Annotated in this window: 11 protein-coding genes and 2 pseudogenes; 12 read left to right on the forward strand and 1 reads right to left on the reverse strand. The window is 65.2% G+C overall.

Annotated elements, in window-relative coordinates; all coding sequences use genetic code 11:
* The 10 genes and pseudogenes from N864_RS13975 to N864_RS26065 form a co-directional block, all read left to right on the forward strand.
* Window positions 1-441: MFS transporter (locus N864_RS13975; protein ID WP_155892942.1), on the forward strand; the 441-nt coding region annotated here is incomplete at its 5' end.
* A gap of 34 nt (window positions 442-475) precedes the next feature.
* Window positions 476-1057 carry an acetyl-CoA carboxylase biotin carboxyl carrier protein gene (locus tag N864_RS23700; protein ID WP_051518583.1) on the forward strand — a complete coding sequence of 194 codons (582 nt, stop codon included), beginning with the start codon at window positions 476-478 and terminating at the stop codon, window positions 1055-1057.
* Entirely contained in the window at window positions 1054-2508 is a 1455-nt protein-coding gene (locus N864_RS13985; RefSeq protein WP_051518584.1) for a hypothetical protein, read from the forward strand. The genes N864_RS23700 and N864_RS13985 overlap by 4 nt, the downstream gene beginning before the upstream one ends.
* 22 nt (window positions 2509-2530) lie before the next feature.
* Window positions 2531-3715 carry an acyl-CoA dehydrogenase family protein gene (locus N864_RS13990; RefSeq protein WP_034717864.1) on the forward strand — a complete coding sequence of 395 codons (1185 nt, stop codon included), beginning with the start codon at window positions 2531-2533 and terminating at the stop codon, window positions 3713-3715.
* Entirely contained in the window at window positions 3708-5045 is a 1338-nt protein-coding gene (locus N864_RS13995) for an acetyl-CoA carboxylase biotin carboxylase subunit (protein ID WP_034717867.1), read from the forward strand. The genes N864_RS13990 and N864_RS13995 overlap by 8 nt, the downstream gene beginning before the upstream one ends.
* Window positions 5038-6192 carry a thiolase family protein gene (locus N864_RS14000; RefSeq protein ID WP_034717869.1) on the forward strand — a complete coding sequence of 385 codons (1155 nt, stop codon included), beginning with the start codon at window positions 5038-5040 and terminating at the stop codon, window positions 6190-6192. Before N864_RS13995 ends, N864_RS14000 begins: the two co-directional genes overlap by 8 nt.
* A 52-nt stretch (window positions 6193-6244) precedes the next feature.
* Window positions 6245-6823: a biotin transporter BioY gene (locus N864_RS14005; protein ID WP_034717872.1), complete on the forward strand. Its 579-nt coding sequence runs from the start codon at window positions 6245-6247 to the stop codon at window positions 6821-6823.
* Between the two features lie 39 nt (window positions 6824-6862).
* Complete coding sequence (locus N864_RS14010; RefSeq protein WP_034717874.1) at window positions 6863-8335, forward strand: class I adenylate-forming enzyme family protein; 1473 nt, start codon at window positions 6863-6865, stop codon at window positions 8333-8335.
* Between the two features lie 28 nt (window positions 8336-8363).
* Window positions 8364-8783, forward strand: a pseudogene (locus tag N864_RS26435) (alcohol dehydrogenase catalytic domain-containing protein); the annotation flags it as partial.
* 81 nt (window positions 8784-8864) lie between these two features.
* Complete coding sequence (locus N864_RS26065) at window positions 8865-9455, forward strand: zinc-binding dehydrogenase (protein ID WP_051518585.1); 591 nt, start codon at window positions 8865-8867, stop codon at window positions 9453-9455.
* Between the two features lie 23 nt (window positions 9456-9478).
* Here the strand turns inward: N864_RS26065 and N864_RS23710 are convergent, their stop codons facing one another.
* Window positions 9479-10036, reverse strand: coding sequence for a TetR/AcrR family transcriptional regulator (locus tag N864_RS23710; RefSeq protein WP_051518586.1), 558 nt, complete (start codon window positions 10034-10036; stop codon window positions 9479-9481).
* An 85-nt stretch (window positions 10037-10121) separates the two neighbouring features.
* On the opposite strand from N864_RS23710, the gene N864_RS14025 reads away from it, so the two are divergent.
* Together N864_RS14025 and N864_RS26440 are read left to right on the forward strand one after the other, a co-directional pair.
* A complete protein-coding gene (locus N864_RS14025) occupies window positions 10122-10988 on the forward strand; it encodes an SDR family oxidoreductase (protein ID WP_051518587.1) in 867 nt (288 codons plus the stop codon).
* Between the two features lie 276 nt (window positions 10989-11264).
* Window positions 11265-11573, forward strand: a pseudogene (locus tag N864_RS26440) (hypothetical protein); the annotation flags it as partial.

Genomic DNA, 11573 nt, shown 5'->3' on the forward strand with positions numbered 1-11573 from the left:
GGCGGGCGGGCGGGCCTGCGCATCGTGGAACGATGCGGGGTACCAACGGCCCTGGTGGTCGGGACCGTCGTCTCCGGCCTCTCGCTCGCACTGATGGCAACGCCCGAGCCCGCGTACCCCGTTGTACTGGCTGTAATGGCGCTTGGCGGAGCAGGTACCGGCGTCATGTTCGCCATCGTGCCTCTCGTGATTGCCCGCGAGGCGTCAGAGCGGGAGGCGTCAAGCGCGCTGTCCTTCAGTCAGCTGGTGCGCGCCATGGGATTCGCCCTAGGCAGCGCTGTCACCTCGACTGTGCTGGTCCCATTCGTGAACGTGGGAGGGACCTTCCCGGAGAGCGTCGGCTACCAGGTCGCGGCGGGCGTTGGGGCAGCTGTCTGCCTCATCTCCGCGCTCACCCTTGTGAGGCTTCCTCCGCTCCGCTATCGTTTAGCGAAACGCTAAGGCACTCGCCTGCAGGCTGAAGAGGTGAACAACGATGTTGTCCGATCGGGAACTGCTAAACGTGATCAGGGACTTTCGCGATTCCGACTGGGTCGCCATCCGACTGGTCCACGACGGTCTCGACATCAGACTGGTCAAGCGCCGGCCCGGGGAGCCGCTGCCCGCGGAGTTCAACGAGTCCGTGGACCCGGTCCGACAGCAGGCACCTTCGGGGGTCGGCAAGGTCGAGGCGAGTGGGGACGCAGGGGGCGCATCGAGTGCAGGGCACATCAGTGAGGCTGGGCCCGAAGCGGACCAGCCAGCCCGAGAGCCCGTAGGCCTGGACCACGGCCCTTCACGGTCGGATACCGGCACGCTCGAGGACGAACACCTCATCGTCGCGGGCACTCTCGGCTCGTTCTGGGTGGCTCCCGCTCCCGGAGCCGAACCGTTCGTGCGTCCTGGCGACAGTGTGGTGGCCGGCCAGCAGGTCGCCATCATCGAGGTGATGAAACTGATGGTCGAGGTCCTGGCGGACCAAGCCGGGACGGTCGCCGAGGTTCTGGCAGAAAACGGTGATCTCGTCCAGGCGGGGCAACCGCTGTTCCGAATTGTTCCGAAGGGTGCCGGCGAATGAGTAACAACACCGTCGAGTTTGTTGACCAGACGATCCGCGACGGACAGCAGAGCCTATGGGGCATGCGCATGACCCAGGCCCAGATGATGCCGGTCCTGCCCTGGCTGGACGGAGCGGGCTACCGCATCGTCGACTTCACCGGCGGAGCGATGTTCAAGGTCCAAACCAAGAACCTCAAACGGGACCCCTGGGCAATGACCCGGGACGTGACTAGCGCGATGCTGACGCCGATGCGGGCCGCGGTGCGCACCGACGGCGTCCTCATGGGTCCAGCCCCGGATGCGCTCATGGACCTGTGGACGGAGCGCTTGGTGGCCAACGGCATCCGCAGCTTCTGGGTCTTCGACGTGCTGCTTCACGAGGAGCGGTTCAGCCGCATCGTGCACCTTGCGAAGTCACTCGGTGTCGAGGTGGTCGGCGCCATCATGTTCACCGATAGCCCCGTGCATACCGACGACTACTACGCCGACCTCGCGCGGCGAATTTCCGAGCTCCCAGTAGACGCCATCTACCTCGAGGACACGGCCGGAGTGCTCACCCCGGACCGAGCGCGCACATTAGTGCCGGCGGTGCAGCGAGGTGGCGGGCTGCCTATCGAAGCACACTTTCACAACACCACCGGGCTGGCCCCCATGTGCTACGTCGAAGCACTCCGCGCCGGCGTGCGCACTCTGCACACGGCTGTACCGCCGATGGCCGACAGAGGCTCGCTGCCGAGCGTTACAACGATGATGCGTCTGGTTGGGCAGCTAGGGCTCGAGCACAACGTGGACACGGCCCACCTCGAGCCCGTGCTGGACTGGCTCACCTACGTCGGCGAGCGCGAGGGCTTTGAGCTCGGCGGACCCACGGAGTATGACCTTGACGTGTATCAGCACCAGATTCCGGGCGGCATGATGGGCACCCTGAAGGCCCAGCTGGCCGAAGTCGGACTGCTCGACCGGCTCGAGGAGATCCTCGACGAGACCGCTGTCGTTCGCCGCGAGCTCGGCTACCCCGGGATGGCAACACCGTTGTCCCAGTTCGCGGGCATCCAAGCCGTCCTCAACCTCCTGACAGGAGAGAGGTACAACAAGGTGCCGACCGAGGTAATCCGCTACGTCTGCGGCTACTACGGAAAGCCGGTCGGCGAGATCGATGCGAACGTACTGGACCGTGTGATGGACCAGCCGCTGGCCAGGGCCGGCACCGGTGACCGCATCGCGCAGCCGACCCTGACCGAACTGCGCGCCGCCCACGGCAACGTCTCTGACGACGAACTCATCCTGCGGGCAACCATGTCGGCCGAGGAGGTCGAGGAGATGCGCCGCAGCAGCGTCGAGCTCTCCTACCCAGCTCCCCTGAGCAGGCTCGTCAGAACCCTGATGAACAGTGGTGACGGCGGCTCGCACGCCAGCTGCCGATCAAACAACGCCGCCGCCTGGCTCAGCGCGGTTGCGCCGGCCTACTGACCGCTTTGACAAGGAGCTTGACATGACTTCCATCGCCGGCAAGATCCGAGCCTTCGTCGACACGCGCGTCATCCCGCACGAGCATGCCCTGGTGCAGCCATCAGCGGACCCGGCCCAACCCTACCGGGAGACAGAACTCTTCGAGGGGCTGCGTGCAGAGGCACGCGCGCTCGGCCTGTGGGTACTACAGCACGAGAATGGTGGGGCAGGACCGGCCCGCAGCCACGCTGACTTCTTCCCACTGGCAGTCGAGACCGGACGCAGCCGGCTCGCACCGCTGCTGATGAACAGCACAGGTCCCGACAGCGGCAACATGGACCTGCTGCGCAGCTACGGAACGCCCGCGCAGCAAGGGGCCTGGCTAGGTCCTCTCGAGAGCGGGGACATTCGCTCCTGCTTCGCTATGACTGAACCCGCGGTGGCAAGCTCGGACGCCCGCAACATCACCGCCGAGATAGTCCAGGAGGGCGACTCCCTCCGGATCACGGGACGCAAGTGGTGGATCACCCAGGCGGCACATCCCGACTGCCGAATCGCACTCGTAGTCGGACGTCTGCGCGCCCCCGGGGAAACCTATGACGGCAGGCACACGATCGTCCTTATGCCCCTGGACACACCGGGCGTGCGCGTCGAGCGCCGGCTCACCGTCTTCGGGTACCTCGAGGATCACGCCGAACTTGTCCTGGATGACGTCGTCGTGCCGATCGAGAACATCCTGGGCCCTCCCGGAGAGGGCCTGACCATCGCCCAGGAGCGACTCATCGGCGCGCGGCTGCACCACTGCATGCGCATGGTCGGGGTGGCGGAACGAGCGCTCGAGGTGATGGTAGAACGCAGTCGCTCACGCACCGCGTTCGGTAGCCGCCTCGATGGCTACGACACCGTTCGCGACGCCGTGGCCGAGTCACGTATTGACATCGAGACGATGCGCAGCCTCGTCGCCCGGGCAGCCGAACTGGCTGACGCGGAGGGCTTGCCCGCCGCGAGCACCCTCGTGTCGATGGTCAAGGTGTTGGTCCCGCGTACGACCGTTCAAGTCGTAGACCGAGCGATCCAGGTGTGCGGAGGCGGAGGCGTCTCCGACGACCTACCCCTAGCCACCTTTTTTACCCATGCCCGCACCCTGCGGATCGCCGATGGACCCGACGACGTGCACAAGATGGTCATTGCTCGCGCCGAGATGGGCAGGAGGCCTTCGCGTGTTTGACAAGGTGTTAGTCGTCAACCGGGGAGAGATCGCGCGCCGGATACTGCGCACCCTACGACGCCTCGAGATTCCGTCGCTCGTCGTCCATTCCGAAGCGGATCGGGATATGCCGTTCGTGGCGGAAGCGGACGAGGCGGCCCTCATCGACGGCCGCCCCGACGCGGCCTACCGTGACGTGGGGATGATCCTTGAAGTGGCTCGGGGCCGTGGCGCCGATGCTGTCCATCCGGGATACGGTTTTCTCTCAGAGAATGCCGCCGCGGCGACAGCCTTGACGGCCGCGGGCCTGACTTGGATCGGGCCGCCCTCCAACGTCATCGAAGTGATGGGCGACAAGATCCGCGCCCGAAACTTGGCCGTACAAGCGGGCGTTCCGGTCGCGTCGGGGTCCGCGGACCCCGTGGCCGATGAAGAGACTGCACTCCGGTTGGCCAAGGAGATCGGGTACCCGATCATGGTCAAGGCCGCAGCTGGCGGTGGAGGGATGGGCATGCAGGTCGCCACCGACGAGGCGACACTAAAACGGGCCTTCCTTAGCGTGCGGGGGATGGCGGAGCGCAGTTTCGGCTCGCCAGACGTGCTTCTCGAGCGCTACTTCCCGCGAGTGCGGCATGTCGAGGTCCAGGTCCTGGGACTGGCCAACGGCACCGTAGTAGAGCTCGGGGAGAGGGACTGCTCGGTGCAGCGTCGGAACCAGAAGCTGGCCGAAGAAACCCCTGCGCCCGGCCTGTCACCTCGCACCCGCGAGTGCATGCGCGCGGCCGCCGTCGATCTCGCGAAGGCCATCGGCTACCGATCGGCCGGCACCATGGAGTTCCTCGTAGATCCATCCACTCAGGAGTTCTTCTTCCTCGAGATGAATACCCGACTGCAGGTGGAACACCCGGTGACGGAGACCGTGTACGGCGTGGATCTCGTCGAGGAAATGCTCCGCATCGCGGCTGGTTTGGATCCCACCTTCGCCCACCTCTCGCCCGCCGGACACGCGATCGAGTTCCGCATCAACGCGGAGGAACCGCCGCTGTTCATCCCGCGTCCCGGAAAGATCACACGCTGGGATGAGCCTCGCGGGGAGGGAGTGCGTGTGGACTCGGGCTATGCAGTCGGCTGCGAGGTCCCGCCCTTCTACGACTCCCTGATGGGCAAGCTCATCGTGCACGGCGCCGACCGAACCCAGGCCCTGGTTCGCATGCGACAAGCGCTACGGGGCTTTGCCATCGAGGGGCCGGGACAAAACCTGAGCTTTTTCGAGCAACTACTGCGTGACCCGGACTACTGCCTAGGTGACTACGACACCAGTCTCGTGACCAGGATGCAGAACAATGCGTGAGGTCATAGTCGCAGCCGCCCTCCGCACCCCGGTGGGTGTCGGAAAGCCGACAAAAGGCGTCTTTTCGGGAACGCATCCAGCGGACCTGTCAGCAGTCGTACTGCGGGAGCTCCTGGCACGCGAAGACATCGACCCGGACGCCGTGGAAGACGTCATCTGGGGCTGCGTGGCCCAAGTCGGCGAGCAGTCGTCCAACATCGCCCGCACGGCAGCCTTGTCGGCCGGATACCCGGTCGAGGTCCCGGGCGTCACGATCGACCGCCAGTGTGGCTCCTCGCAACAAGCCCTGCACTTCGGGGCGGCAAGCGTCGCAGCGGGCCACTACGACGTCGTCGTCGTGGGCGGCGTGGAGTCTATGTCTCGGGTACCGATGCGGACCCACCTGGCCGGTGGAGAAGGACCCTGGAGTCCCGGCTTCCGTGAACGCTTCGCCTACGTGAACCAGGGCATCTCCGCCGAAATGATCGCGGAACGGTGGAACCTGTCACGGGCGTGGCTGGACGAGCTGTCGGTGCGCTCTCACGAGTTGGCCTGGGCCGCCACCCGCGACGGCACATTCCAACCGGAGACCGTGCCCGTCGACACCGACCGCGGCCGCGTGCAGCAGGACCAAGGGATCCGGCCATCTACTACCCGCGAGGCCCTCGCGCGATTGCGTCCCGCCTTCAAGGACGACGGCGTCATCACGGCCGGCAACTCCTCCCAGATCTCGGACGGCGCCGCTGCACTGCTGCTCACCACGCCCGATCGGGCACGCCAGCTCGGCTTGACGCCCCTCGTCAGGGTGCATGCCGTGGCCCTGGCGGGGGTTCACCCTGACATCAAGCTCACTGGGCCGATCCCGGCCACCGAGAAGGTTCTGCGACGCGCGGCCCTCAGCATCAACGACATCGGTGTGTTTGAGGTGAACGAGGCCTTCGCCTCCGTTGTCGGCGCCTGGTTGAAGGAGACGGGCGCGGACCTGGCCCGGGTCAACCCACGCGGAGGGGCTATCGCGCTCGGGCATCCGCTGGGCGGATCCGGCGCGCGGATCGCCACCACGCTCGTGCACGAGATGGTGCGCGAAGGGCATCGATACGGGCTGCAGACGATGTGCGAGGGCGGCGGCATGGCCAACGCCACGATCTTCGAACTCGTCGCTCACTGATCCTGTCCATTCCTCCGCCCAACCGGACCATGCACTCTCGAAGGAGTCAGTAATGACCACGCTAGCTTTGGTTCCTAGTGCTGTACGACGCCGCGGCATCCTGGCCGAGGCAAGTTTGCTCGCCGCTGGCGTCGCCTTCATTGGTCTCAGTGCCCAACTCGTCCTGCCTTTGCCGTTCACCCCCGTGCCGGTCACCGGTCAAACCTTCGCGGTCCTGCTCGTCGGTGGTGTCTACGGCACCGTGCGCGGCGCCGCCGTGCTGTTGACCTACTTGGTGGCTGGCATTGCCGGGGCGCCGTTCTTCGCGGCCGCCGGCAGCGGCGTGGCTCACTTGCTGTCCCCCAGTGGCGGGTATCTCGTCGGTATGGTTCTGGCCGCTGTGCTGGTGGGCACGTTGGCCGAGCGCGGCTGGGATCGGCGACTCAGCACGAGCGGGTTGGCCATGGTCATGGGGAACCTCGTCATCTACGCCGTCGGACTGCTGTGGCTCGGCGCGTCACTCGGCACCTCGGTAGTCGACACGTTGGCCTTGGGTGCGCTGCCATTCGTCTTGGGCGACCTGATCAAGATCGCCCTGGCCACCGCCGTCCTGCCGGCGGCGTGGCGACTCGTCGACCGGTTCCGCGACTGAGATCACGCTCGCAGTGCACTACGGAGAGGAAGGCTCGAGATGGACGTTGCTGAGCTGATCAGGAGGGCGGCGCTGGAGTTTGGCGATGCGCCCGCTCTACGCACTTCGACGACGGTTATGTCGTTCCTGGAGTTCGACGAGCAGACCGAGCGCATCGGCAACGGGCTGCTGGCGCAAGGCCTGGAGCGGGGCGACCGGGTCGGCGTTCTGCTGCCCAATGGCGTCGACGTGGTGTTGGTCTACTACGCCTTGGCGAAGTCGGGTCTCGTGCGGGTACCACTGAACATCAAGGACACTGAGGGTGACCACCGCTACAAGCTCGGCGACTCCGGCGCCCAGGTCCTGATCACGGACCTGCCCGGGTTCGAGACCACAACGCGAGTGGTCACCTGCGCCGATTTGCATGAGTTCGCTAGCTCCGCTAGCGCCGAGCCTGGGGACCACCGTTGGCGAGCCGACGAGCTCTACCGGATCGGCTATACGGGGGGAACGACTGGCCGGCCCAAAGGCGTGCTGCTGACCCACGGGATCGAGATGGCGCTGCTTCGCAACTATCTGATCGACCTGCTGCCTGGCCTCCAGCCAGGCGATCGGATGTTGCACGCCGCACCCATGACACACGCGACCGGCTCGTTCTTCCTGCCCCACCTCGTGCGGGGTGGGTGCAACATCATCATGGAGTCCTTCGACGCTGACCGGCTCGTCCAGTTCATCGGCGATGTCAACCCCACATGCATGTTCCTGGTTCCCACGATGATCTCGATGCTCGTGGACCATCCGAGGGCCGAGGCGGGCATGACGCCGTCGCTGCGCCGCCTATGCTATGGCGCCTCCCCCATCGCGCCGAGCGTCGCGCAGAAGGCGATTGGCCTCTTCGGCCCCGTGCTGACCCAAACTTACGGTCAAAGCGAGGCGCCCATGACGATCACCTTGCTCCGGCCCGAAGACCACGACCGGGTCGGCTGCGCGGGCCGCCCCTACACGTTCGTCGACGTGCAGGTGCACAACGAGGCCGGCCAGCAAGTCCAGGCAGGGCAGGAGGGCGAAGTGGTCGTTCGGGGCGACATCGTCACTCCCGGCTACCACCAGCGGCCCGACGCCACAGCAGAGACGCTGCGTGACGGGTGGCTCCACACCGGAGACATCGGCCGCTTCGACGACCACGGGTATCTCTACCTGCTCGACCGGAAGAACGACCTAATCATCAGCGGCGGCTACAACGTGTACCCGCGGGAGGTCGAGGACGTACTCATGTCCCATCCGGCCGTTCTCGAGGCCGCGGTGTATGGACTCCCAGACGAGCGCTGGGGCCAGTTGGTCCACGCCGCGGTGGCCCTCGCCGCCGGCGCCGACGTCTCGAGCGATGACCTCATCGCTTACTGCCGGGACCGACTTCCGTCCTCCAAGCGACCACGGCATGTCAGCTGCCTGCCGAGCCTGCCCAAGAGCCCGGCAGGGAAGATTCTGCGGCGAGAGGTGGCATCGAGCCTGTCTCGAAGTCTGGGCAACTGACGTGAGCCCAGACCGCCAACCACGATTGATGTGGGCCTACCAACTGGGCGAGCCTCAGGGGGTGCCTCAGTGGCGAAGGGTGCCCGTGCCGCCCGTCGGCCCCGGACACGCACTCGTGCGAGTGACAGCTGCGGGACTATGCCACAGCGACCTCACAATCATGGACCTCCCCCCGGACCGCATGCACCTGTCGCTGCCCATGACTCTCGGCCACGAGTGCGCCGGCACCGTCGCGCGAGTCGGCGAGGGCGTTGACCCCGCATGGCACGGAGCACCCGTGGCGGTCTTCGGACCGTGGGGTTGTGGAGACTGCCGAGCCTGCCGGGCAGGAGAAGAGAACTACTGCGTCCGCAGCGGCACTCTCTACTCGTCGGGAAAGAACCTTATCCGCCCCCCGGGTGGAGGCGTCGACGGCGCCCTCGCCGAGTATCTCTTGGTCCCTGACGTACGGCACCTAGTACGAGCTGACAATCTCGCACCCCACGTTGCCGCCCCCCTGACAGATGCAGGCGCCACCGCACACCATGCCGTGAAGCAGGTCATAGCTGCGCTGGATGACGAGTCCGTCGCCGTGGTCATCGGGCTCGGCGGGTTGGGCCACCTGGCCTCACAGGTCCTCCGCGCCCTGAGTCGAACCACCATCGTGGCAGTCGACACCAACCGGCACGTCGTCGAGCGCGCGCAGGACTCGGGAGCCCACTATGCGACGTCTGACGCTGACGAGGCAGCACGACTCGTGCACGAGTTGACGGGCGGCGAGGGCGCCTCGGCAGTCCTCGACTTCGTCTGTCTACCGGGCACCCGCGACCTCATCCTCGCGGTGGCCGGTCGACGGGCGCGCGTGGCGCTTGTGGGTCTTGGTGGGGCCGACCTGAGCATGGGATTCGCCACAGTGCCCAGCGGACTGACAGCCACAGTGACTCGGTGGGGCAGCATCTCCGACCTCGCTGGCATCATCGAACTCGTCAGAGCCGGGAGGGTGGAGCCGCAGGTATCGGCCGTTGCCCCGGCTCTGGTTGAGCAGGCGTACGCGGAGCTGCGGAACGGTAAGGTCGAGGGGCGCACCGTCGTACTCATGTCCGATGTTGCCGCTCTTGAGGAAGGTGCGGCGGCAGGATGAGCGCTGGTGCCATTAAGGGGCGGCTACTGCAGAGCGGGGAGCATGCGTACCGCAAGGGCCATGAGCTGCTTGTCGAGATCGCCGACCTTGCGCCCTACCTCACGGGCCAAGTGCTCCCGGTGAAGGACGTAGCCGCGCGCCAGCGACGTGATGTAGACATGCAAGACGGACAAGTCGATATCTGGGGCGATCTCCCCCGATTCCTGCAATCGAGCCAGGGCTTCAAGAATCTCGTCCCGGAACTGCATGACCAGGACGTCCTTATCTCCGTCCAGGACCAGGAGTGCCGTCATGTCGATTGCCTCCCGTTGCCGGATGAGGTAGGTGAACATCCACGAGAACTGTTGCTTGAGGGTGGGGTGTACCTGTCGGGACACGGTACGGACGTTCATGCTAAGTCGGCGTCGAAGTGCGGACTGCAGGAGTTGACGGCGGCTGCCGAAGTAGTGATAGACGTTCCCGCGGTTCACCCCGGCGGCATCAGCGGCGGCTCGAAGGTTGAGGCCGGCCAAAACACCTTCGTGGCGCAGCAGAGTGAGTGCGGCGGTCTCGAGCCGCTGCTCGGTCTCGTCTCTTGCCACGGTGCCTCCAAGTCTGCATCTGCCCGGCGTGATCTGCGCTCCACAATCTCTCGACAATCTAGCACAACGCTAAGTTTCGCCATGGATGGAAGGAGAAGCAGTGAGTACCAGCACGCTCAGTGGTAAGACCATCATCATGTCAGGTGGGAGCCGCGGGATCGGTCTCGCAATCGCCGTTGCAGCTGCCCGACAAGGAGCAAACGTAGCGATCTTGGCCAAGACAGACCGGGCCGATCCTCGTCTTCCCGGCACGGTCCACACCGCCGTCGCGGCCATCCAAGAAGCAGGTGGGCAAGGCTTGGCGGTGGTCGGAGACGTTCGCGACGAGGCGGACGTCGACCGTGCCGTGGCGGCGACGATAAGTGCGTTCGGAGGTATCGACATATGTGTCAATAACGCGAGTGCCCTCAATCTCGACGGCACCGAGGACATCGCCATCAAACGCTTTGACCTAATGCAGCAGATTCAGGTCCGCGGCACGTTCCTACTAAGCAGAGCCGCACTGCCATATCTGCGCAAGACCGGGGCGGGCCAGATCCTGAGCCTCTCCCCGCCGCTTAACCTCAAACCGCATTGGTTGGGGGCTCATCCGGCCTACATGGTCGCGAAGTACGGGATGACACTGATGACTCTCGGGATTGCGGCGGAGTACTCACAACGGGGTGTCACGGCGAACACTCTGTGGCCAGAATCGCTCATCAGAACCGCTGCCGTCGAGAACCTACTCGGCGGCGAAAGTTCAATGCGGCGCGCTCGCTCGCCGGAAATAATGGCCGACGCGGCTGTGGCCCTGTTGAGCTCGCCCATGCCCCCAACTGGACAGAGCCTCATCGACGCGGACCTACTTCGTGGCGCTGGAGTGGACCTGGCACGGTATGGCGCCCTCGATGGGTTCGACTATGACATCTTCGTGGACCGGCCATCGTCGCGCGGATCGACTGCGACGACCTGAACTGTCGGCTCAGGCCCCCATAGCTTGGACTGAGCTCACCCGAACCGCGAGGGCCTGGTGCTTTGAAGGCCGACCGCACGAGAGGGCAGGGTCAGGTCAGTTCAGCGGCTCCTTGCGCCTTCCCGGTGGAGCGTAAGAGGCGCATGGGCAGGCGGTCATTTCGTCGCTCTGATCAGCACCTCTGCAAGGGCAAGGGTCACGGACCTAGGTCCACAAGAAGAACTGCTGGTGCGCCGAGCTTGGCGGACAACACATACTCCTGAGAATCGAGGAATCATGGACCATCAGAATCGGCAATGGCTGCTACGCGAGCATCCTCATGGCCAGCTGGGACTATCTCACTTCAAACGAGACGAAGCGTGGGCTCCATCGAACCTGCAGAAGGACGAAATTCTTGTCCGTGCCTCGGTTGTTCATTGTGCACCCACCGTACGAAATGCGATGAACAACCGCGTCAGTCAATTCACAACTGCGATACCGTTATGCTCGGTCATTACGGGCCCGTTAGCTGGTCGGGTGGTGGAATCGCGTAGCCCCGATTTTCCGGTCGGGAGCCGTATCCGGCTCTTCGAAGTTAACCGGGCA

This window comes from Intrasporangium chromatireducens Q5-1 (assembly GCF_000576575.1).
GTDB lineage: Bacteria > Actinomycetota > Actinomycetes > Actinomycetales > Dermatophilaceae > Intrasporangium_A > Intrasporangium_A chromatireducens.